The following is a 19,722-nucleotide window of genomic DNA, read 5'->3' as shown; positions in this document are numbered from 1 at the left end:
GCCTCAAGTTTGGGCTCGCCAGGCCGAAGTCCCAAAGACCGCCGCAGCAAGGAGTGCGCTCCACCATGGCCGATGTTCCCGCTATGACTCTGCTCGAACTGGAGGCTGCCCTCGATGCCATGGTGCAGGAGCGCTACAACCAGGCGGAAAGCGATGTGGAAGCCGACGGCATGGCCCTGGCGGCCCAGGACTTCGAGTATCTGCAAACCCGCATCCGCTGCCTGGAGGCCTCGCTCAGCGCGGCCAATGACGAGGTCGCCTGGATCGCCCCGGCCGCCCGCCCGACGCCGGCCCAGGCCCTGCGCCGCATCAAGGCCATCTGCGGCCGCTTCCCCGATCTCTACAGCGCCATGCTGGTCATCGTCGCCACCCACCCCGCCGTCTCACGCGATATGTTGGCCATGGCCGTCAAGCAGTTCCGCAAAGACACCGAGCCGCTCAGCCCCGAGGACGTGAAAAGCCTGTTGGTCAGCATCGTCAACGGCGGTAACCAGGCTTTTGACGCCATTTTGCGCACCCGCAAGAATGGCGAGCGCAAGGCCGCCGCCATTCCATGGGCGAAAGAATGAGGCCAGCTCAGCGCCCCGGGACGCCCTGAACCTGATGAGTCTTGCCCGGCTTGGGCGCCTGCTGCGGCACCGGCGCGCCGGCCACATTCTGGCCATGGTCACGCGGCCGAATGCTGCTGAACCAGGCTTGCAGCGACAGCACGGCCACCAGCAGAACCAGCGCAAGCAATAAATAACTCTTCCAGCGCCGCCTACCGGCGCGGCCACGCCCGCGTTTTGGAGCGGGCACCAGCAGGGTGTGGGTGGGCGGCAGCTGCTTGCCCTTGCTGCGCAGCACATGCACCGCTTTTTTCTGCCCCTTGGCGTCCACCGTCATCTCGAAGCTCAAGGCCTCGCCCAAGGCCGGCGCCACGCCATCGGCAGGAAAGGCCGAGACATGGACAAACAAGGCCTGCCCGCCCTGGGCCGGCGCGATGGCGCCGAAACCCCGTTCATAGTTCCAATCCTGTAGCGTGCCCTCGAAGCGCATGATTCCCTCTTGCCTGGCCAAAACCGGCGCGACCTTTGTTGGAGATATGAAGCCGCTCGCTGCCCAAGCCCGTCTGCTGCCATCCCTGATATGGCTTGCCCAGCGGCGAAAGACGGCGGCGTTTGCAAAAGAGGCCAACACGCAGCGGATTTCGCCAACAGGCGCCATCATCTTGCCCCAGGCCATCAGGAATCATGCAACAAGCTGTAAGCCGCCCACCCCCTAATTCATGGGGATGCGGCGCACAGCTGATTACAAAGTCGCAGGCCGCCCGGGCCGCGCTGGGCAGAGCGGCTGAAGCCGGCCCTGCCCGGGTCGGGGACAATAGCTATTTTTTGCAGCGCGGCCCCCGCCGCACGAGAGAGCACAAGACGATGGCCATCCACTGGTTCCCCGGGCATATGAATTCCACCCGGAACGCGATCAACGATCGCATGAAGGCCGGGCTCGATGTGGTGATCGAGATGCTGGATGCCCGCTGCCCGGGCTCCAGCGCCAACCCCCTGCTGGCCCAGCTGACCCAGGGCAAACCCACGCTCAAGCTGCTGAACAAGCAAGACCTTGCCGACCCCGAGCGCACCGCTCTGTGGCTGGCGCATTACAAGGCCCAGCCCGACACCCACGCCATCGGCCTGGACGCCAGCGTCAAAGCCCCCGCCCAGGCGCTGATCAAGGCCTGCCGCGAACTGGCCCCCCTGCGCGGCGGCATGGTCAAGCCGGTGCGGGTGCTGATCTGCGGCATCCCCAATGTGGGCAAGTCCACGCTGATCAACACCTTGCTGTCCAAACGCGCCGCCAAGACCGGCGACGAGCCCGGCATCACCAAGGTGGAGCAAAAACTGGTGCTGGAGAACGACTTCTACCTCTTCGACACCCCCGGCATGCTGTGGCCGCGCATCAGCGTCGAGGAAAGCGGCTACAACCTGGCCGCCAGCGGCGCCATCGGCCGCAATGCCTTTGACGAGGAAGAAGTGGCGCTGGAGCTGATCGCCTATCTGCGCGACAACTATGCCGGCCTGATCGAGGCCCGCTACAAGCTCAGCGAGGTCGCCGGCCTGGGCGACGAGGCCTTGCTGAGCGCCATCGGCAAGAAGCGCGGCGCCATGCTCAGCGGCGGCCGGGTCAATCTGCAAAAAGCAGCCGAAGTGCTGATCTACGAATTCCGCCAGAACATCCTCGGCCGCATCACGCTGGAAACACCGGAAGAGTTTCTGCGCTGGCAGGCCGCGGCCGATCTGATCGAGGCCGAGCGCAAGGCCAAGGCCGGCAAGGGCAAAAAGAAAAAGACCCAGCCCCTGGCCGAAGCAGCGCCCGCGCCTGCGGCCTCAGCCAGCGAAGACCCGGCCGCGGACCCAAGCGACTGAGCAGGCCGCCGGCTCTAGTCGCTCAGGGCCAGATATCCTGCAGCAGGGCCGCCAGGCGGGCGCCGGCCTTGATCATCTGCTCGCGCTGCAAGGCCTCGCGGCTGGCCTTGTAATCGGCCGGGGCGCTCGCCTTCCACACACCTGACGCATCGCGCGGCGCAAAACTCAAGACGCTGAGGGCAGCCCGGCCGGCCAGCAAGGTATCGGTGGCCCAGGCCTCGGGCCAGCCCTCCGGGCCGCCCGAGGTGACCGGCACCTGGGCAGCGGCCGCCGCGCCCTCCCCCGCCAGCAAGCGCGTGGCCAGGCGGCCCGGCACGCCGTCCCACAAGGCATGCAGCTTGGCACCCTTGAGCCAAATGGTGTTGGCGCCCTTGGTGCTGGTCTTGGGATCAAACACCCCGGCGTCTGGATCCACCACCTGACCGGCCGCGTCCAGATACACCGACAGCACATGCATGGGCTGGTGCAGATCGCCCAGATAGTGGCTCAGCAGGCGCAGCGCTTCCTTTTTGCTGGCCAGATTGAAGGGCGCGGGCGCGGGCTGGCCGCGCAGCACCGCCACACAGGCCTGGATGGCGGCGACCAGATCATGGTCGCTGGTGCCGACCAGGCCGCGGGCATAGCGGGGCTGGGTCGTCGCCACATCGGTGTAGTGGTAGGACTTGTGGCGGCAGACCTCGTCGCTGGAATTGGCATAGCAACGCGTGGCATTGCGGCGCACAAAGGCTTCCATGGCCCTTTGGCTGGCCGGGTTCTCGTAATACGTGCATTCGGGGTAAGGGCCGGAGCCATCGTAGACAAAGGGCGCGCCCGACCTGGCCTGGCCCACGCCCTTGGCGCAATCGGCCCAGACGGCCGCCGTCTGCAGATTCGAGCCCAGAATGCTGCGCACCCGTGCGGCCGCCGCGCTGCCGCGCAAGAGCTGGTCGGCGATGCCTCCCACCGTCTGATGGCCTAGCGGCCCAAAAGCCTGGGCACTTGAACTGCTCGCCAGCAGGAGCAAGACGGCAACAAGCTTTGGCACGGTGCGCATGGTGACCTCCCGAGGAATGCCTGCCAAGCATAGGTCCTGGGCCCGGGCCGCGCCTCCCTACTTCGGCGATGCGCCCGCCTGGCCTCGGCCGAGCATGCCTCGCCAGGCGTATAGCTGCCGTAAACGTCAGCACCCTTTCACCTCAGTGATTACCATGAAGCCGAGGTGATACCAAATGCGTAAGCTGCATAGCCCCTGATCCCGACAAGAAAGAAGCCAGCCATGGATATGCAAGCCATCACCGCCGGCCTGAACGCCATCCGGCAAGGCCTGGCCTGAACCCTGGCCCAAGAATGTCAGCCGTTCTGAACGACAAGAGCCGCCGCAAGGCCAGCCCAGCCCGCGCCGCGGCCCGCACGGTGGAAGACCTCGGCGCGGCAGCGCCGGCCGAAGCCTTGTTCGGCATCACCGAGCTGTGCCGGGAGTTCGGGCTCTCGCCACGCGCCATCCGCTTCTACGAGGACAAGGGCTTGCTGGCGCCGCGCCGCGTCAACGGCGCGCGGGTCTACACCCAGCGCGACCGGGTGCGCCTGAGCCTGATCCAGCGGGCCAAGGGCCTGGGCTCCTCGCTGGCCGAGATCAAGCAGTTCCTCGACCTCTACGGCAGCCGCGGCGAGGGCCGGACCAAGCAGCTGCAATTCACCCTGGAGCGCAGCAACCAGGCGATCGAGGCGCTGGAAGAAAAGCGCGCGCAGATCGAGGCCACCCTGGCCGAGCTGCGCATGATCAATGCTTCCGTCCGCCAGCAACTGGCGGGTCTGAGAGGGTGAGACGCCAGGAACCCGGCAGGCCCCGCAGTTCACCAACTCCAGCGCTGCGCGTCGCTGCCATTGCAGCGGTAGAGCTGAACCGCCTGGCCGGGCCGGAAACGGCCGTCCCGCACATCCATGCACTTGCCATTGAGTTGGCTGCGGATCTGATCGCCGTAGAAGTTCCAGCGCTGATTGCTTTGGCCGTTACAGCGCCAGGCGATCAGGCGAGTGCCGTCCGCCCCATTGCCACCTTCCACATCCAGGCATAGATTGCCGCCCACCCGCAGCTCGCCGCCACGGCCCAGGCTGAAGCGCTGGTTGCTGCCGCCATGGCAGCGGAACAGGATGGCGCCCGCGCCCTGGCGGGCATCGCCCTCGACGTCCACACACAAACCGCCGTAGGCGCGCAGCGGGCGCTCGCGCGCGTCGGGATTGCTGGGGCCCACCGGGTCTTGGTTATTGTGATTGCCCTCATCGCGGTCGCGGTCGCGGCTGGCCAGCACGGCCACACCGGCAATCGCCGCCAAGGCCGCCAGGGCGATGGCGGGGTTGACGCCGCTGCCCTCCTTGGCTTCGTCCTGGCCGCCTTCCTGGCCCTTGTCCAAGGGCTTGCCCACGATCTTGAAGCGCGCCGCACAGCCCTGGTTGACCCATAGCTCCTTATTGCTGAGGTCAAAGCCCCAGCTGCGGTTGAAGCGGCAGGCGCCGCTCAGCTGTTCGAGCAGTTCCACATCCCGCGTGCCGGCGGCCAGGGGCATGGACTCGTAGCCGCCGCGCGAACGCAGCTCCACGGTTTGCTCGGCCGCCTGGGCCGGGGCGCTGGGTGCCAGCATGGCCGCCAGGCTCAGGCCGCAGACAAGGCGATTGAATGGAGAGGACGTCAAGACAGGCTCCGCTGATGGTTGGGGCCGCAGTTTAAAAGCAGCCCACCTCAGAACTTGTTTGCGATCCCAGCGGGGTCGCGCCCTTCCAGCCGCAGCAGCAGCGCCAGACCCACCATGCCCAGCAGCAGCACGGCCGCCGTCAGCAGCAGGGCCGCGCGGTAATTGCCGCTGGCCTGGGCCATGGCGCCGCTGAGCGCGGGCGCGCAGACTTGCGCCACGCCATAGCTGAGCGTCAGCCGCGCCATCGCCTTGCCGGGGTTGGCGGGCGAGCGCCGGCCCACCAGGGCCAGCGTCATGCTGACGATGCCGATGAAGGTGGCGCCGTAAAGCAAGGCCCCGCACAGGGCCGCCGCCAGGCTGTCCGACAAAGCCGGCACCAGCACGGCCAGGCATTGCAGGCCGAAGGCGATCAACAAGGCCTGCAGCTCGCCAACCCGGCGCGCGACCCGGTCCCACAAAAACACGGCCGGTGTCGCGGCCAGACCCACCAGCAACCAGGCCAGCGGGCCCAGACCGGCCAGCACAGGCTGGCGCTCGACGATGGTGACGGTGAAGGTGGCGCTGATGACAAAGCCCCAGCCGGCACAGAAGTAAATGGCCGTCATCAAGGCCGTCCAGGCGCGGCTGGGCGTGCGCGAGCCGGGCTCGGCCGCATGGCTGGCCGGCAAGGCCGGCGGTACGGGCGGCCGCCAGGCCCAGGCCGGCAGCAAAAAGAGCAGGCCCAGCAGGGCAAAGCCCTGCCATTGCCGGGCCCAGTTCCAGTGCAGGGCCGTCATCGCCATGGCGCCCAGGGCCGAGACGGCGATGCCCAGGCCCAGGCCGGTGAAGTGCAGGCCCAGCTCGGGCCTATGGCCGGCCCGCATCAGCCAGCCCAGCACCAGGCCCGAACCCAGCAACATGCCGGCCGCGCCGCACAAGCCGCCCAGATAACGCGACAAGACCCAGACCCACAGCTGCCCCTCCCCCAAGCTCATCAAGGCGGTGATCAGCAGGCTGAGCGGCAGGCCCAGGCTGTAGAGGCGCTGGCGCAGCCTGGGATCCTCCAGCCAGGAGGCCAGCAGGGCACCGCTCATATAGCCCAGGTAATTGATGGCGGCCAGCCAGCCGCCCGTCACATCCGACAGGCCGGCCTGCGCCTGCATCAGCGGCAGCAAGGGCGTATAGGCAAAACGCGCCAGCCCTATGGTCAGCAGCAGGCCGCTGATGCCGCCCAGAATCACCTGCCAGGCTTGCAGGGGGCGGGGGCTGTGCGCGGCATGGGCTGTGTGCATGGGGCCCCAGCTTAGCCCAAGCCCAGGCCCCGGCTGTGCAGCGGGGATTTTGCCGCCCGCTCTTGCAATCGCGCCGGGCGGGCCCAAGTGCCAGCACAGCATGGACAAGACCGGCCTCATCACCCTCCTCATCGTGCTGGCCTTCGGTCTGGGCCTGGCGCTATGGCTGGCCGCGGCCCCCTGGCTGCTGGCGCGCAAGCGGCAGAAATTGCGCGAGCAGCCCTTTCCGCTGGCCTGGCGCCGCATTCTGCGCAAGCGGGTGCCCGCCGTGCAGCGCCTGCCGGCCGATCTGCAGCTGCGGCTCAAGGGCGATATCCAGGTCTTGCTGGCCGAGAAACCCATCATCGGCTGCGCCGGTCTCAAGGTGACGGACGAGATGCGCGTCACCCTGGCCGCCCAGGCCTGCCTGCCCCTGCTGGGCGCGCGGCGCGGTTACTACCCCAAGCTCAAGCAGATCCTGCTCTACCCCGGGGCCTTTGTCGTCGAGCGCCCGCACACCGGCATGGCCGGCGTGCAGCTGGAGCAGCGCCGCGCCCTCAGCGGGGAGAGCTGGGTGCAGGGTCAGGTCTTGCTGTCCTGGCAGGACGTGCTGCAGGGCGCGGCCGACCCGACCGATGGCCACAACGTCGTCATCCACGAATTCGCCCATCAGCTCGATCAGGTCAAGGGCTTTGCCAACGGCGCACCGCCGCTCGCCACGGCCCTGGCCTATCGCCGCTGGTCCGGCGTGATGCAGGCCGAGTTCGACGCCTTGCGGGCCCGGCTGGCCCAGGCCGAGCGCGATGCCGCCCAGGGCCTGCAAACCACGGTCGGCCTGATAGCCCCCTATGCCGCCACCGACCCGGCGGAGTTCTTCGCCGTCTGCAGCGAGCTGTTCTTCGAGCGCCCGGCGGAGCTGGCCCAGCTGCATCCGGCGCTGTACGAGCAGCTGAGTCGTTACTACCGGATTCAACCGCTGAGCTGGCAATAGACCGGCGCGCCCGACTCACAGCCTCTCAAGGCACCCGGTAAATCGCCGAACAACGCAGGCCCAGGCAGGCCAGCAGATGAAGCCCGGCGCAGCCTGCCAGCAAGGCACCCAGGGCTTGGTGTGAAGCCAGCTGACCCGAAGCCAGCAAGGCCAGGGGCATCAGGAGCTTGAACAGCGAGCCCGTCAAGCCCGATACCCGCCCGATATGGGCACTGGCCGTGCTCTCCTGCCGATAGCCCCAGACGCACACATTGCCCAGCACCATGGCGAAGCTGTTGAGAGCCATCCCGCAGACCAGCAGCGCCAGGGCCTCACCCCAGGCCAGCATCAAGATGCTGGCGGCCTCCAAAGCCAGGGCAGACATCAGCAGCCGCCCCAGGCCCAGCCGGCCGCGCAAGCGGCTGCAAAGCAGCCCGCCGCAAATACCGCCCAGTCCTGCCAGACCGTAGAGCAGACCCAGGGTGGCGGGAGGAATCTGCAACTCGTCGCGGGCCCGGAACAGGAACAAGACCTCCACCACCCCGGCGCTGCCATTGATCAGCACCACCCACCAGGACAGCTGCCACAAGGGCCGGTTGGCGCGCAGCACCCGCCAACCTTCGCGCCAGTCTTGCCAGTAGCCGGCGCTGACGAAGGGGCGCGCGGGCAAATCGATGCCGCGCAGCAAGGCCGCGGCCAGGAGCAGCGCGGCCATGGGCAGCCAAAGCCCCAGGGCCATCTGCCATGCCACCAAGGCACCGGCCAGCGCGGGCCCCAGCACCGCCGCGACCTGGGAGATCACGGTCAGCTGGCCGGTCGCGGGCAGCAGCAAGGGCTCAGGCAGCATCTCCTTGACCAGGCCCATGCGGCAGATGGCGTAGAGATAGTTCAAGCTCATCAGCGCGAAGGCACTGACGAAGAACAGCGGCAGCATGGCCGCGCCCTGCGGCAGGAGCAAGGCCTGCAAGCCCATCAACACAACCATGCCGCTCATGGCGCGCCGGGCCCAGCGCCCGCGGTCGACACGGTCCACCCAGACCCCGATGAACATGGCCAGCAATAGATTGGGCAGCAACTCCACCGCGCGCAGGCCCGTCATCACCGTGGGCGAGCGCGTCAGCTCATAGAAGATCAGCGGCAACGCCAGCTGGTAGATCTGCGTCCCCAGCGCAAAACTGATGGAGGACAGATACAAGCGGCGAAAACCCAGGTGCTGCCAAAGAGAGGAGGTGGACATTGCATCGCGATCAAAGCCTGTGACGGCGCCGAGTTTGCCCTTAAAGCGGAAGGCATAAGCGGACACAATGACGGCAAAATTTCCGGTTTTCATCGACACCCATGCGCATGACCGCCAGCAAGCCCAAGCCCGCGCCGCCGGCCGCCCCATCACTGCTGCGGGAGCAATACATCCGCCTGGCCGAAGGCCTGCCCTCGCCAGCCTCGCTGAGCTTGGGCGCCGTGGCGGAACGCCTTTGCTGCGGTGAGCGCAATGCCCGCCTGCTGCTGGCCCGCATGCAGGCGCAAACCTGGCTCAGCTGGACACCGAGCCGCGGGCGCGGCCGGCTGTCCACCTTGACGCTGCACCAGGATCCCGGCGCGCTGCGTGTTCTGCAATTGCAGCAGTTGCTGGAGGACGGGCGGGTCGAGGCCGCATTCCGGGGCCTGCCGCCGGCGGCGCGTTCGCGTGTCAAGCAAGCCTTGCCGGCCTTCTTGGGGGCAAGCCCTGGGGGCGGCTTGCGCATGCCTTTTTACCGGCCCCTGCATGCCCTGGATCCCATCCACGTCACCCGGCGCACCGAGGCCCATATGGTGAGCCAGCTTTGCGAACGCCTGAGCGCTTATGACCTGACCAGCGAATCCATAGTCCCGGCGCTGGCCCACCACTGGGAAAGCCGCGAGGATGGGCGTTGCTGGCGCCTGTGGCTGCGGCCGGGGCTGCGCTTTCAAGACGGGCGGCCGCTGCGCGCACGGGATGCGGCGGCCTCCTTGCTGCGGCTGCGCGACACGGCCGGCCCGCATCGCGCGCTGATGAGCCATTTGCAAGACATTGCCTGCAAGGGACAAAGGCTGGATCTGCAGTTGCTCAGTCCGGATCATCTGCTGCCACACCGCCTGGCCCACCATGCCTGCGCCATCCTGCCCGAGGGCGACTGGGCAAGGCCAGACTTTACCCAGCTGCCCATAGGGGCGGGCGCTTTTCGCCTGCTGCGCAATAACGAGCATCGCGCGACGCTACAGGCTTTTGAGGGTTATTGGGGCATACGGCCCTTGCTGGATCAGATTGATCTGTGGGTGGTGCCGGCGGGCAGCGCCATGCCTGCCGTTGACATCAAGCTGGGCCAGCAATCGACCCAAGCCCACCCCGGCCAACAAAAGCGCTGGCAGGTCTTGCAGCAGGCCGAGCAAGGCTGCGACTTTGTGCTGCTCAAGCCCTCCAGGCCCGCCTTTGCCACGGCAGCGGCCCGCTGCGCCATCGGCCATTGGCTGCGCAGCCATGTGGCTGGCACGACGCCAGGCACACGCTTTCGGCCGGCCCGGGCCTGGCTGCCTGCCTGGCAGCATTTGCTCAGGCCCGACCCGCGTCCGCCGGCAGCGCCCCCCTTGCCCCGGCAGCTGCTGATGTTCACCTATGAGCTGGACGAGCACATCGCCCTGGCGCGCCGCGTGATCGAGGCCTGCGAGGCGGCGGGTAGCTCGGTCCGCCTCGAAGTGGTGTCAGCGCCCGAGTTTGCGGCCGGTGTCTGGCATGGACCGGCCGATCTGGTCGTGGCGGGCGAGGTGCTGGGGGACGATATGGAGTTCGGCCAATACAGCGCCCTGTCGGGTGAAGCCGGCTTCCATGCCTGGCTGCCGCCAGCCTTGCGCAAATCACTGGCAACGATATGCCGAGCCACGGCGGCCGAGGCCCTGCCGGCTCAACGCCTTGCCGCGATGGAGTCAGCCTTCCGGCGCTTGGCATTGGCCGGCGCGTTCCTACCCATGCGGCATGTGCTGCAACAGCTCACGCATGCCCCCGAACTCGGCGGCGTGGCGCTGGCCCGCTGCGGGTGGATGGATTTCCGCAAGCTATGGCTGCCGGGCGCATAAGCTGCTAGCTCCACAGCTCCAGCGGCGGCTCGCGGGTCAGCGCGCGCAGCATATCGCTGCGCGAGATGAAGCCCAGCAGCTCGCCCTTCTCGTCGGAGACCGGCATGCCCGGCAGGCGGAAGTCCAGCAAGGCCTGGGCGACCTCGCGCAAGGGTGTGTCGACATGGGCGCTGGGCACGGGCGACCACATCACATCGCCTACCGGCCGGGCGAACCAGGCCGACCAGGCCTGGGCGTCCTCCACCTCGTCGGGCACCGGCAGCAGATCGCCGCGCAGCAAAAGCCCGACCAGGCGGCCATGCAGATTCAGCACCGGCGCCTGCCCCACCCTGGCCTGACTCAGCAGCCGCAGGCCTTGCGCCACCGAGGCCGCGGCGGGCACGGTGACCAGGCTGCGGCTCATCAACTCCTCCACCAGGCGCAGCGGCTGCCGTTTCTCGTCGGGCAGCACCCGGGCCTGGGCCTTGGCATAGGCGGCCAGGGCGTCGCGCGGGCGCGGCTCCGGGCTGCCCAGCGCCATCAGATGGGATTCAGGGTTAGGCTCGGCACGCAGCACGCCGGCCTCGGCCTGCGCCTCCGTTTCCAGCGTCGAAGACAGCGGCGCCAGCGCCCGCACCCGGGCCACCGCCTGCACCGGCTCCAGCGCCCGCAAGCCCTCCAGCGGCCCGCTATAAACCCGCCCGTTGAGACCGTATACCGTGAACATAGCCTGCGCCTCCTGCTCAGCCCTAGCGGCTTGATTGTTCAACCCGGTTGCGCCCGGCCGCCTTGGCCTGGTACATGGCCGCATCGGCCGCGCCGACCAGGCCATCGGCCGTGTCGGCACCGGTGACAACCCCGCCGCGCACGCCGATGCTGATGGTGGCCGCGATGCTATGCACGCCCCACTGGGTGGGCGTGGCCTCCACCGCGGCGCGCAAGGCCTCGGCCAGGATCAGGGCGCCGTCCAGCCCGGTATCGGGCAGCACGACCAGGAACTCCTCGCCGCCGAAGCGGCCGATCTGGTCCTGGGCACGCAGGCGGCTGCTCAGGGTCTGGGCGATGCCGTGCAGCACCCGGTCGCCGGCCTGATGGCCGTAGCTGTCGTTGATGCGCTTGAAGTGGTCGATGTCCATCATCAAGACCGAGAGCAACTGCCCCTGGCGCTGCGCCCGCGCCACCGCCGCATGCAACTGGTCGCTGATGGCGCGGCGGTTGGAGAGGCCGGTGAGCATGTCCTTCATCGCCAGCTCGAAATTGCGCAGCTCGGCCCGCTCCATGATCATGTACACAAAGCCCAGGGTCACGCTGATGACGGCCGCCAGCGTCGCGATGAACACCATGGCCTGCCACTGGTCCAGCTCCACCCCGCTGCCGACCCGCTCCCAGCCCAGCACGACGGCGAGCAGGCGCGCCAGCAGCATCAGCTCGACGGCGCCAAAGGTGATCAGCAGGATGTAGCGGCCGCGCCCATGCTGTTTCTGCGCGGGGTCCAGCAGGGCACCGAGGATCAGGCCGATCTGCACAACGAAGAGCAGCGTGAACAAGCCCAGCAAGACCCGTTGCTGGTTGGCAAACAAGAGCCCAAAGAGCGGCACCAGGGCCAAGGGCAGCAGTCCCCGCAAGCCCAGGCCTTTGCGCAGCTGAAAGCGCCACAGCGCCAGCTGCATCAAGGCCAGGGAGGCCGCGCAAGCCAGATTGCCGCTGATCAGCGGCAAGGGATCGGGCGCATGGCCCTGCAGGGCAAACAGCAGATTGCCGGCAAAAAAGCTCAGCAGCGCGGCGCCCCAGGCCCACAAAGCCTCGCGCGAGGGCTGGCCCCAGGCCATGACGCACACCCAGACGGCCGTCAGCAGGGACAGCAGGGTGACCGCGACAAACAGTGTCGGCACGTCAAGTTTCATGCCCCATTCTAAAACCGGGCGCAGCTGGCTCAGCTCAACAAGGCCCGCAAGGCCGCCAATGTGGCGGCATCCAAACGCCCAGCCTGAGCGGCAAGATCGAGCTGGCGCCGCGCCAGCTCGCGGTAGAAGCGGCCATGCGCCTCGCCCAGGCCATCAAAGGCCTGCAGATGGGCGGCGACCACGCCGCAGTCCCCGCGCGAGATGGGGCCGGACAAGGCGCCGGCCAGGCCGCGCGATTGCGCCGCCTGCAAAGTGCCTTGCGCCAACGGCAGCAGGGCCGGCAAGGCCTGCTCGCGCGGCAGGCCCAGGCGGGCCCAGACCTCGGCCGCCTCGTCCAGCAAAGACAAGATGAAACTGGCCGCAAAACTGGCCGCCCCGTGATAGGCCGCCCGCGCACCCGGCGGCAGGCTCAGCGGCCGCATTTCCAGCCGCCCGGCCAGGCGCAAGAGCTCGGCCTGCAGGCCCGCATCGGCGCTCTCGATCGCCACCGTGCTGCCGGCCAGCAGGCCCAGGGCCTGCTGCGGGTCGGAAAATATCTGCAGCGGATGAAAGCCGCCCACCGCCGCGCCCGCCGCCAAGGCCGGCCCCAGCGCGGCCAGCTCGGTGGCACCGCTGCAATGCAGCACCGCCTGGCCGGCGCGCCAGGGCAGCGCTTGCGCCAGGCCGGCGATCTCGTCATCGGGCACGCTCAGAAACACCAGCTCCGCCGCGGCCACCGCCTGCTCGGCACTCAGGGCCTGGCAGCCCGGGATCTGCGCCGCCAGGGCCTGGGCCGAGGCCGGCCGGCGCGAGGCAATCGCCCGCAAGGGCTCGCCACGCCGGGCCAGGGCCAGGGCCAAGGTCTGGCCCAGGCGGCCGGCGCCGATGAAGGCGATGCTTGGATAGGCCATCGGGACTGCGCTCCCGTCGATCAGGGCTTGACGAATTTGAGCGTCATGCGGTCGCTCTCGCCGATGGCTTGATAGCGCTCCTTGTCCTTTTCCTTATTGCCCAAGGTGGGCGGCAGAGCCCAGACGCCGCCCTCGTGATCGGCCTTGTCCCTGGGGTTGGCATTGATCTCGCTGCTGGCCGCCAGCTTGAAGCCGGCCTGCTCGGCCAGGCGGATCACATAAGCCTGGTGCAGATAGCCGCTGCTGGCCTTGGCGTCCTGCTCCTGGGCGGCCGGGCGGCGGTGGTCCACCACGCCGAACACGCCGCCGGGCTTGAGCGTGTCAAACACGCTCTTGAACACGGCCGCCGTGGGCGCATCGCCCAGGCTCACCCAGTTGTGGATATTGCGGAAGGTCAGCACCAGATCGACCGAGCCGGCCGGCGCCAAGGCCAGCTTGCCCGCGGCGGGGTTGAACACGCCCAGCTGCACCCGGTCGTAGACGGCGGGCGTGGCGGCTAACTTTTCCTTCATGCGGGCTGCGCTGCGCTGGTAATAGGCCTGGCTGGACTCGGGGTCGTCACCGCCCAGGATCAGGCGGCCGCGCTCGCGCAGATAGGGCGCCAGGATCTCGGTATACCAGCCGCCGCCGGGCGCGAGCTCGATCACCGTCTGCGTGGGCTTGATGCCGAAAAAGCTCAGGGTCTCGCCGGGGTGGCGCCAGCCGTCGCGGGCCACAAAGGCGGGCGTGCGCTGGGCACCGGCGATTGCCGCCTGCAAGGCCGCATCGACCACCACGGGCGCTTGCTGGGCCATGGCGGCAGCGGAGGAAAGACCGGCGGCCAAGAACAGGCCGCTCAGAAAAAAGCTGGTTCGCATCTGCAATCCTCTGTTGGGAAACGAAGGCCGGAGTATGGCCGCTGCCGCCAGGCCCTGACGAAAGGCATGCGTTACATTGTCGGCCCAGCCCAAGGAGTACCCCGCATGTCCACCCCATCCGCCTGCCCCGTCTGCACGCTTGAAAACACCTACCAGGACGGCGCCCTCTTCATCTGCCCGGACTGCGGCCATGAATGGGCGGCCGATGGCGCAGCCGGCGAAGCGGACGAAGAAACCGCCCCGGTGCTGAAAGACGCCAACGGCCAGCTCCTGGCCGACGGCGACTCCGCCATCCTGATCAAGGACCTGAAGGTGCGCGGCAGCGTGCTCAAGCAAGGCACAAAAATCAAGAGCATCCGCCTGGTGCCCGGCGACCATCCGGTGGACTGCAAGATCGATGGCCAGGGCTATCTGCTCAAGGCCGAGTTCATCAAAAAGACTTGAATTCAGGGCTTTGGCCGCAGCTTGATCTCGAACAGCTTGGGCCACAGCTTGCCGGTGACGAAGATGCGCCGGGTCTGCGGGTCGTAGGCGATGCCGTTGAGCACATCGGCATTGCTCTGCCGCCGCTCGGCCGCGCTCAAGAGCCCGCTCAGATCGATCCAGCCGGTGACCTGGCCGCTCTTGGGATCGATGCGGGCGATGCGGTCGGTCTGCCAGATATTGGCCCAGACCTCGCCCTCCACCCATTCCAGCTCATTGATCTGCGTGACCGGCTTGCCCGCCGCGCTAACGCGCAGGCGGCGCAGCTCGCGCAGATTGTTCGGGTCCAGAAAGCGCAGCTCCGCCGTGCCGTCGCTCATGATGATTTCCTGGCCGTTATGCGTCAGGCCCCAGCCCTCGCCGGGGTAGCTGAAGCGGGCCAGCGGCTTGAAGCTCTGCACATCCAGCACATAGCCAAACTGTGACTGCCAGGTGATGCCGATCAGGCGCTCCTCCCACACCGTGATGCCCTCGCCGAACAAGGCATCGGGCAGGCCCGCCTGCTGCAGAACGCGGCCGGTTTGCAAGTCCACCTTGCGCACCGTGGACTGGCCTTGCAGCCCCGTGCTCTCGTACAGATAACCGCTCTTGTAGACCAGGCCCTGGGTGAAGGCCTCCGGGTCGTGCGGGTAGCTGTGAACGACCTGGTAGCCATAGACCGGCGGGGCCGGCTTGCTCTTCTGGGCCAGCGCGCTGGACGAGGCAAAAATAGCCGTCAGCAGACTCAGGCCTATGAGCAGCCCAGGGCGCGAGCGCGGTGGCGACGGGTCAAACGAGAAGCGGGCAAAAAACATGCAAAAGTCCCTGAGGTCTGGGCGGAGCGAGAGGCGGCAAACAGCCGAGACTTTACGTGGAGTCGATTGAGCAATTGTCGAAAACCAGCCCGCTTGATCGTCGAGGGTTTGGCGATACTGCCAAAACTCTTCACCCACAAAGGAACACGATGAAATCCCGCCACCTCGCCCCTGCCCTGCTCGCCTTGGCCACCGCCTCGCAGACCGCGCTGGCCGCGCCGGTGACTTACGAGATCGACCCCACCCACACCTACCCCAGCTTCGAGGCCGACCATATGGGCATGTCCTTCTGGCGCGGCAAGCTGAACAAGAACGCCGGCAGCATCGTTTATGACAAGGCCAGCGGCGGCGGCAGCGTCGAGGTAACGATGAACCTGAGCAGCATAGACTTCGGCCTGCCCGCGATGAACACCTGGGCCACCGGCAAGGACTTCTTCAATCTGGCGGAAAAGAAGGACGCGAGCGCGAACTTCAAAGGCCGCTTTGAAGGCGGCGGCAAAGACAAGGTGCCCACCCAGCTCGTCGGCGAACTAAGCCTGAACGGCCAGACCCGGCCGATGAGCCTGACGATTCACCAACTCAAGTGCATGCCCCACCCCATGCTCAAACGCGAGTTCTGCGGCGCCGACGCTTCCGGCAGCTTCCAGCGCGACGAGTTCGGCCTGAGCGCGGGCAAGGACTGGGGCTTCAAGATGGAGGTGAAGCTGCGGATACAGGTGGAGGCGGTGGCGAGGGAGTGAACGAATGGGGGTGAGTCGTCAGGTTAGCGCAGCCAGCGGCACGCTCAACCCGAAGCGGCAGGGACTTCCTTCGCCCACCGCCGGACCGTCGCACGCAGCCGGCGCATTTCTTCAGCATCAAGAGGCATCGCGTCGGCATGCTCAAGCGCCTTGCCGAGTTGCACGAAGCCGTGCTTCAGCATCGCAATGCAGAAGTCTCGATCCTTAGGCCGACTCGCATAGGCCTTGGCCAAAAAGAGGTCGAGAGGGTCAATGCAATACCCGATGAAGAGGTCGGTGTTCTCGTTCTGCACCTTGTGCACGCGATCCATCCAGCCGGATGGCAGCTTTGCGGTCGAGGGATCCACGCCTTCGGCGTAGTAGCCATAGACCTCCTGGAATCTGGAGCCTTCCCCGATATGCACGTCAATGTCGTGGGACTTTTCCGGTGCATGAAGTGGGTAGATGTCGGCCTCCATGGAGGCCGTGAACTCGCTGCCGGGATTGGGCTTCGCACCCAGCAAAGACTGGCTGCCAACAATGACGAACTCGTACTCGTTCGTGATCCGCCCAGCTGCGCGGATGATGTGCTCGAGCTGTTCTCTTGTCATGGCTGGCCTGCCATCGGCTCATCGCCGAAGCCCCCCGGGTTGCCCAGAACCACGCCCGCCTTCAAGCCGCGCACCTGGCTGAGCACGCTCTGGCGCTCACTGTCAGTGAGGATGGTGACGAGCGGCGAGGCCTGGCGCAATTCCTTGGCACGCTGCGTCCAGCCAAGTACCCGTTTAAACCGACGGTGATCCAGGATCGTTTGCCACTCCATCCACAGCGACATCGAGCGCGACTCCGGGGCCTGGCCCATCCAAACATCCAGGGTGGCTTTTGCCTTGCCGAGCAAGGCGGGGTCGCGCTCAATCGCCTGCACCGCGGCCTCGTGCAAGACCAAGCTCTGCAACTCCTGAATGCTGCGTCCACCGTGCCCGGCGCGAACCTGGATGCTCACCTCGGGGCGCTCACGAGTGGATCTGGCTGCAGCAGAGCCTGCCGGCGCAGGTTGGAGTGTGTCGCCAGCCAACAGCGCCAGCTCAGCGCTGAGGCCCAAAACCGACATCACGCGCACATAGTTGCCCAGCGAAGGGCTCGGGCTACCGCCTTCAATGGCAGCCAGCGTCATGCGCGAGATCCCAGCGCGCTCGCACATTTCAACCGTGCCCATGCGCCTCGCCTTCCGGTGCTGCTTGAGGCGATCCCCCAACTGGAGCAGCAGCTGCCGCTCCAAAACGCTGGTGGTGGTGATTTGGTTGATCATTTGTCTAAAATAATAGCCAAAATATAATTCTTTGTCTAATTTATAAGACTACTCACAAAATGCGCATTGACCTTGTTCATCTCGGCTGCCAATGCCCTTCCAGGCATGGGCATGGCTGTTGAACGCGGCGAGCTGAGCCTGAACGGCCAGACCCGGCCCCTGACCCTGACGATCCGCCAACTCAAGTACATGCCCCACCCCATGCTTAAACGCGAGTTCTGCGGCGCCGACGCTTCCGGCAGCTTCCAGCGCGACGAGTTCGGCCTGAGCGCGGGCAAGGACTGGGGCTTCAAGATGGAGGTGAAGCTGCGGATTCAGGTGGAGGCGGTGGCGAGGGAGTGATTGAGGGCGAGTCGACCCTGGCTCGGTCAATATGCCCTCTGGAATAGCTATGCGAAGCAGGTCGTCGCAGCCTTGCATTCGCCGCCTCTGGCCCTCACAGCTGCTTGCTTACTGGGCGAGTGAGTGAATGAGTGAGGGTCAAGCATGAAAAACCTGCCGAAGCGCAAGGGCGATGAACTCCGCAACTACGTAGCAGATTTCCTCGACCGCGCCGAAAGTGATCGAATGCTGCGGCCGATGCCGAAGCACTTGGCAAGCAATGTGCGCGCTGCGCCACTTGGCTCTTGGCGGCCCTTTTCCAGTCCTGCGGGGACCTAACGACATTTCGAGCAGCGCCGCGAACTGTGACTGCTGTAGGCCGTTGCGCTCCCTGGCCTCAATGGCGGGCGAGCGGATAACTTTGGTCTCGCTGTCCGTCATCTGATGCACCGACTGTTCGGACTAGCTCCAAAAAAATCGTTTGTGACTTCGCAGTTCCTTGAAATCGTCGACGTCCTTCGTCAAATAGAGGTAGTCCCCTACAGGGCATCATGCCCACGGGATAGCATTGTGTATATACAATGCATATCCTCAACGGAAGGAAGGTAGGCAAGGATGTTCTTCGTTTCACCCGAGGTTCGACAGAAGCTGAAGGTCAAACACGGTGTGACTGAAGTTCAGATCATGCAGTGCTTCGCCAATCGTGAAGGCCGCTACTTGATAGATGATCGCGAGGAGCACAAAACGAATCCGGTGACTCGGTGGTTCATCGCGCAGACTGACTACGGGATCATTCTTAAAGTGTGCTTTGTCTATGATCCGGCAACGAAAATAATCGATATTAAGACGGCTTTTCGCCCGAGCCAGCAGGCCATTGACCTGTATAACAAGAAGGCGTTTTGAAAGAACTGTACCCCGCTACCCACTCAGGAGAGACTATGCAACACGCTGCCAAAATAGCAGGCACCGTTGAGGCTTGGGAAACCGAACAATTGGGCGCCGACGCCGCCCACGCCAAGATCGCCACTGACCACGAAGACGAAATTGACGCTGCGCTGGAACTGCAGCCAATCTCTATCCGGCTGCAAAAAAGTCTGATCGAAAACCTCAAGGCTCTAGGGCAACTCAATGGCATTGGCTACCAACCGCTGGTGCGGCAAATACTCACCCGCTTCGTAGAATGTGAGATGAAAAATCTACTCAAACAGCGCGTAGCGGAGCAAGAGGCCATACAGAAAATGCCGGCGCGGAAATCTCCGTCGACAAAGCTGAAGAAAGCTGCTTGACCTTGAGGTGGGCTTAAGCCCATTCAGAAGTCCCGCACACAAAGCCAGTCAGGTAACCCTGACTGGCTTTTTTGAGATGTTTTGCTACTTGAGGGGTCTCAGTCAGCCGTCTGTTGACGGACTGCATTGCTCCCCAGCCTGTCAAACAGGCACACCTGAATGCGGGAGGGGCACCTACCAATCGCGTTACAAAGAGCATGAAGTCGTGACACCAAGAACCAGCGGCCTTGACACCCACCGATTTCCACGCCAAGACCCAACGGTCACCCCACCGGCAAGGCCGTCTCATACTTCACCTCCCTCAGCACCACATTGCTGCGCACGCTGGACACGCCGGGGATTTTGAAGATCTGAGACTGCAGAAAAAGGTCGTAGGCCTTCATATCCGGCACCACGACCTTGATAACGTAGTCGGCCTCGCCGGTGATGCCATAGCACTCGATGATCTCGCGGCTGGCCAGGGCCAGGCGTTCGAATTGCTCGACCGCGCCCTCGCTATGCCGCACCAGGCTGACGTTAGCCATCACGCAGATATTGAGGCCCAGCTTTTCGCGGTCCACCAGGGCCACATGGCGGCGGATGACGCCGCTTTCTTCCAGCTCCTTGATGCGCCGCCACACCGGCGTGGCCGAGAGGCCGACCTTGTCGGCCAGGGCCTGGGTGCTCTGCCGGCTGTCGGCCTGCAAGGCCTCCAGAATCTGGCGCGTCGCGCGGTCGAAACGTTCACTATCCATTAAGTCCACCTTTGAGAGAAATTCTCTCATTGACTGCCGGATTTTGGGTAAACGGAGTAAGTATCTCC

Annotated in this window: 23 protein-coding genes and 1 pseudogene; 11 read left to right on the top strand and 13 right to left on the bottom strand. The window is 65.8% G+C overall.

Going from position 1 to position 19,722, the window contains the following annotated elements:
- The first annotated feature begins 83 nt into the window (after positions 1 to 83).
- Positions 84 to 569 carry a hypothetical protein gene (locus HNP55_RS16110; protein WP_221439630.1) on the top strand — a complete coding sequence of 162 codons (486 nt, stop codon included), beginning with the start codon at positions 84 to 86 and terminating at the stop codon, positions 567 to 569.
- A gap of 7 nt (positions 570 to 576) precedes the next feature.
- On the opposite strand, the gene HNP55_RS16105 is transcribed toward HNP55_RS16110, so the two are convergent.
- Positions 577 to 1,038: a cold-shock protein gene (locus tag HNP55_RS16105; protein WP_184301480.1), complete on the bottom strand. Its 462-nt coding sequence runs from the start codon at positions 1,036 to 1,038 to the stop codon at positions 577 to 579.
- Positions 1,039 to 1,412: 374 nt separating this feature from the next.
- Between HNP55_RS16105 and ylqF the strand changes: the two genes are divergently transcribed.
- Positions 1,413 to 2,402: a ribosome biogenesis GTPase YlqF gene (gene ylqF, locus HNP55_RS16100; RefSeq protein WP_184301478.1), complete on the top strand. Its 990-nt coding sequence runs from the start codon at positions 1,413 to 1,415 to the stop codon at positions 2,400 to 2,402.
- 22 nt (positions 2,403 to 2,424) lie between these two features.
- On the opposite strand, the gene HNP55_RS16095 is transcribed toward ylqF, so the two are convergent.
- Positions 2,425 to 3,435, bottom strand: coding sequence for a S1/P1 nuclease (locus HNP55_RS16095; protein WP_184301475.1), 1,011 nt, complete (start codon positions 3,433 to 3,435; stop codon positions 2,425 to 2,427).
- Positions 3,436 to 3,728: 293 nt separating this feature from the next.
- Here HNP55_RS16095 and HNP55_RS16090 point away from each other — a divergent pair, with 293 nt between their 5' ends.
- Positions 3,729 to 4,205, top strand: coding sequence for a MerR family transcriptional regulator (locus HNP55_RS16090; RefSeq protein ID WP_184301472.1), 477 nt, complete (start codon positions 3,729 to 3,731; stop codon positions 4,203 to 4,205).
- Positions 4,206 to 4,234: 29 nt separating this feature from the next.
- Here HNP55_RS16090 and HNP55_RS16085 read toward each other — a convergent pair whose 3' ends face one another.
- The gene (locus tag HNP55_RS16085) at positions 4,235 to 5,071 is read right to left on the bottom strand and encodes a lectin (protein ID WP_184301469.1); all 837 of its coding nucleotides are present in this window, start codon (positions 5,069 to 5,071) and stop codon (positions 4,235 to 4,237) included.
- 47 nt (positions 5,072 to 5,118) lie between these two features.
- A complete protein-coding gene (locus HNP55_RS16080) occupies positions 5,119 to 6,342 on the bottom strand; it encodes a YbfB/YjiJ family MFS transporter (RefSeq protein ID WP_184301467.1) in 1,224 nt (407 codons plus the stop codon).
- Between the two features lie 100 nt (positions 6,343 to 6,442).
- On the opposite strand from HNP55_RS16080, the gene HNP55_RS16075 reads away from it, so the two are divergent.
- A complete protein-coding gene (locus tag HNP55_RS16075) occupies positions 6,443 to 7,312 on the top strand; it encodes a zinc-dependent peptidase (protein ID WP_184301464.1) in 870 nt (289 codons plus the stop codon).
- Positions 7,313 to 7,337: 25 nt separating this feature from the next.
- Here HNP55_RS16075 and HNP55_RS16070 read toward each other — a convergent pair whose 3' ends face one another.
- A complete protein-coding gene (locus tag HNP55_RS16070; RefSeq protein ID WP_184301461.1) occupies positions 7,338 to 8,528 on the bottom strand; it encodes an MFS transporter in 1,191 nt (396 codons plus the stop codon).
- A gap of 101 nt (positions 8,529 to 8,629) precedes the next feature.
- On the opposite strand from HNP55_RS16070, the gene HNP55_RS16065 reads away from it, so the two are divergent.
- On the top strand, positions 8,630 to 10,378 hold the full coding sequence (locus HNP55_RS16065; RefSeq protein WP_184301459.1) for an ABC transporter substrate-binding protein: 1,749 nt from the start codon (positions 8,630 to 8,632) through the stop codon (positions 10,376 to 10,378).
- A 4-nt stretch (positions 10,379 to 10,382) separates the two neighbouring features.
- Here the strand turns inward: HNP55_RS16065 and HNP55_RS16060 are convergent, their stop codons facing one another.
- From HNP55_RS16060 to HNP55_RS16045, 4 genes are read right to left on the bottom strand one after another with little or no spacing between them, the layout of a single operon-like run.
- A complete protein-coding gene (locus HNP55_RS16060) occupies positions 10,383 to 11,084 on the bottom strand; it encodes an HPP family protein (protein ID WP_184301456.1) in 702 nt (233 codons plus the stop codon).
- Between the two features lie 22 nt (positions 11,085 to 11,106).
- Positions 11,107 to 12,261: a sensor domain-containing diguanylate cyclase gene (locus HNP55_RS16055; RefSeq protein ID WP_184301453.1), complete on the bottom strand. Its 1,155-nt coding sequence runs from the start codon at positions 12,259 to 12,261 to the stop codon at positions 11,107 to 11,109.
- Positions 12,262 to 12,290: 29 nt separating this feature from the next.
- On the bottom strand, positions 12,291 to 13,151 hold the full coding sequence (locus HNP55_RS16050; protein WP_184301451.1) for a Rossmann-like and DUF2520 domain-containing protein: 861 nt from the start codon (positions 13,149 to 13,151) through the stop codon (positions 12,291 to 12,293).
- Between the two features lie 20 nt (positions 13,152 to 13,171).
- Positions 13,172 to 14,008, bottom strand: a complete 837-nt coding sequence (locus HNP55_RS16045; protein ID WP_184301448.1) for a class I SAM-dependent methyltransferase — start codon at positions 14,006 to 14,008, stop codon at positions 13,172 to 13,174.
- 105 nt (positions 14,009 to 14,113) lie between these two features.
- Here HNP55_RS16045 and HNP55_RS16040 point away from each other — a divergent pair, with 105 nt between their 5' ends.
- Entirely contained in the window at positions 14,114 to 14,452 is a 339-nt protein-coding gene (locus HNP55_RS16040; RefSeq protein WP_184301446.1) for a zinc ribbon domain-containing protein YjdM, read from the top strand.
- A 2-nt stretch (positions 14,453 to 14,454) separates the two neighbouring features.
- Here HNP55_RS16040 and HNP55_RS16035 read toward each other — a convergent pair whose 3' ends face one another.
- Positions 14,455 to 15,285 (bottom strand): glutaminyl-peptide cyclotransferase, encoded by an 831-nt coding sequence (locus HNP55_RS16035; RefSeq protein ID WP_184301443.1) that lies wholly within the window; start codon positions 15,283 to 15,285, stop codon positions 14,455 to 14,457.
- Between the two features lie 149 nt (positions 15,286 to 15,434).
- On the opposite strand from HNP55_RS16035, the gene HNP55_RS16030 reads away from it, so the two are divergent.
- Positions 15,435 to 16,025: a YceI family protein gene (locus HNP55_RS16030; RefSeq protein ID WP_184301441.1), complete on the top strand. Its 591-nt coding sequence runs from the start codon at positions 15,435 to 15,437 to the stop codon at positions 16,023 to 16,025.
- A 44-nt stretch (positions 16,026 to 16,069) separates the two neighbouring features.
- Here HNP55_RS16030 and HNP55_RS16025 read toward each other — a convergent pair whose 3' ends face one another.
- Complete coding sequence (locus HNP55_RS16025) at positions 16,070 to 16,615, bottom strand: DUF6036 family nucleotidyltransferase (RefSeq protein ID WP_184301438.1); 546 nt, start codon at positions 16,613 to 16,615, stop codon at positions 16,070 to 16,072.
- Complete coding sequence (locus HNP55_RS16020; protein ID WP_184301436.1) at positions 16,612 to 17,313, bottom strand: helix-turn-helix transcriptional regulator; 702 nt, start codon at positions 17,311 to 17,313, stop codon at positions 16,612 to 16,614. The genes HNP55_RS16025 and HNP55_RS16020 overlap by 4 nt, the downstream gene beginning before the upstream one ends.
- Positions 17,314 to 17,439: 126 nt before the next feature.
- On the opposite strand from HNP55_RS16020, the pseudogene HNP55_RS16015 reads away from it, so the two are divergent.
- The 4 genes and pseudogenes from HNP55_RS16015 to HNP55_RS16000 all read left to right on the top strand — a co-directional run.
- Positions 17,440 to 17,655, top strand: a pseudogene (locus HNP55_RS16015) (YceI family protein); the annotation flags it as partial.
- Positions 17,656 to 17,799: 144 nt separating this feature from the next.
- Positions 17,800 to 17,973 carry a hypothetical protein gene (locus HNP55_RS16010; protein WP_184301431.1) on the top strand — a complete coding sequence of 58 codons (174 nt, stop codon included), beginning with the start codon at positions 17,800 to 17,802 and terminating at the stop codon, positions 17,971 to 17,973.
- A gap of 276 nt (positions 17,974 to 18,249) precedes the next feature.
- Entirely contained in the window at positions 18,250 to 18,537 is a 288-nt protein-coding gene (locus HNP55_RS16005; protein ID WP_184301428.1) for a hypothetical protein, read from the top strand.
- Positions 18,538 to 18,572: 35 nt separating this feature from the next.
- Positions 18,573 to 18,920 carry a hypothetical protein gene (locus HNP55_RS16000; protein WP_184301426.1) on the top strand — a complete coding sequence of 116 codons (348 nt, stop codon included), beginning with the start codon at positions 18,573 to 18,575 and terminating at the stop codon, positions 18,918 to 18,920.
- 263 nt (positions 18,921 to 19,183) lie between these two features.
- On the opposite strand, the gene HNP55_RS15995 is transcribed toward HNP55_RS16000, so the two are convergent.
- Positions 19,184 to 19,654 carry an Lrp/AsnC family transcriptional regulator gene (locus HNP55_RS15995; RefSeq protein WP_124453351.1) on the bottom strand — a complete coding sequence of 157 codons (471 nt, stop codon included), beginning with the start codon at positions 19,652 to 19,654 and terminating at the stop codon, positions 19,184 to 19,186.
- Positions 19,655 to 19,722: the final 68 nt, after the last annotated feature.

The organism is Roseateles oligotrophus (genome assembly GCF_014204525.1).
Classification (GTDB): Bacteria; Pseudomonadota; Gammaproteobacteria; order Burkholderiales; family Burkholderiaceae_C; genus Paucibacter_A; species Paucibacter_A oligotrophus_A.
This window is presented reverse-complemented; position numbering and strand designations above follow the sequence as displayed.

Bases quoted from the DNA above. Each gene is read 5' to 3' on its own strand.
- HNP55_RS16110 (WP_221439630.1), top strand. From the start codon at position 84: ATGACTCTGCTCGAACTGGAGGCTGCCCTCGATGCCATGGTGCAGGAG.
- HNP55_RS16105 (WP_184301480.1), bottom strand. From the start codon at position 1,038: ATGCGCTTCGAGGGCACGCTACAGGATTGGAACTATGAACGGGGTTTC.
- ylqF (WP_184301478.1), top strand. From the start codon at position 1,413: ATGGCCATCCACTGGTTCCCCGGGCATATGAATTCCACCCGGAACGCG.
- HNP55_RS16095 (WP_184301475.1), bottom strand. From the start codon at position 3,435: ATGCGCACCGTGCCAAAGCTTGTTGCCGTCTTGCTCCTGCTGGCGAGC.
- HNP55_RS16090 (WP_184301472.1), top strand. From the start codon at position 3,729: ATGTCAGCCGTTCTGAACGACAAGAGCCGCCGCAAGGCCAGCCCAGCC.
- HNP55_RS16080 (WP_184301467.1), bottom strand. From the start codon at position 6,342: ATGCACACAGCCCATGCCGCGCACAGCCCCCGCCCCCTGCAAGCCTGG.
- HNP55_RS16075 (WP_184301464.1), top strand. From the start codon at position 6,443: ATGGACAAGACCGGCCTCATCACCCTCCTCATCGTGCTGGCCTTCGGT.
- HNP55_RS16070 (WP_184301461.1), bottom strand. From the start codon at position 8,528: ATGTCCACCTCCTCTCTTTGGCAGCACCTGGGTTTTCGCCGCTTGTAT.
- HNP55_RS16065 (WP_184301459.1), top strand. From the start codon at position 8,630: ATGCGCATGACCGCCAGCAAGCCCAAGCCCGCGCCGCCGGCCGCCCCA.
- HNP55_RS16060 (WP_184301456.1), bottom strand. From the start codon at position 11,084: ATGTTCACGGTATACGGTCTCAACGGGCGGGTTTATAGCGGGCCGCTG.
- HNP55_RS16055 (WP_184301453.1), bottom strand. From the start codon at position 12,261: ATGAAACTTGACGTGCCGACACTGTTTGTCGCGGTCACCCTGCTGTCC.
- HNP55_RS16050 (WP_184301451.1), bottom strand. From the start codon at position 13,151: ATGGCCTATCCAAGCATCGCCTTCATCGGCGCCGGCCGCCTGGGCCAG.
- HNP55_RS16045 (WP_184301448.1), bottom strand. From the start codon at position 14,008: ATGCGAACCAGCTTTTTTCTGAGCGGCCTGTTCTTGGCCGCCGGTCTT.
- HNP55_RS16040 (WP_184301446.1), top strand. From the start codon at position 14,114: ATGTCCACCCCATCCGCCTGCCCCGTCTGCACGCTTGAAAACACCTAC.
- HNP55_RS16035 (WP_184301443.1), bottom strand. From the start codon at position 15,285: ATGTTTTTTGCCCGCTTCTCGTTTGACCCGTCGCCACCGCGCTCGCGC.
- HNP55_RS16030 (WP_184301441.1), top strand. From the start codon at position 15,435: ATGAAATCCCGCCACCTCGCCCCTGCCCTGCTCGCCTTGGCCACCGCC.
- HNP55_RS16025 (WP_184301438.1), bottom strand. From the start codon at position 16,615: ATGACAAGAGAACAGCTCGAGCACATCATCCGCGCAGCTGGGCGGATC.
- HNP55_RS16020 (WP_184301436.1), bottom strand. From the start codon at position 17,313: ATGATCAACCAAATCACCACCACCAGCGTTTTGGAGCGGCAGCTGCTG.
- HNP55_RS16010 (WP_184301431.1), top strand. From the start codon at position 17,800: ATGAAAAACCTGCCGAAGCGCAAGGGCGATGAACTCCGCAACTACGTA.
- HNP55_RS16005 (WP_184301428.1), top strand. From the start codon at position 18,250: ATGTTCTTCGTTTCACCCGAGGTTCGACAGAAGCTGAAGGTCAAACAC.
- HNP55_RS16000 (WP_184301426.1), top strand. From the start codon at position 18,573: ATGCAACACGCTGCCAAAATAGCAGGCACCGTTGAGGCTTGGGAAACC.
- HNP55_RS15995 (WP_124453351.1), bottom strand. From the start codon at position 19,654: ATGGATAGTGAACGTTTCGACCGCGCGACGCGCCAGATTCTGGAGGCC.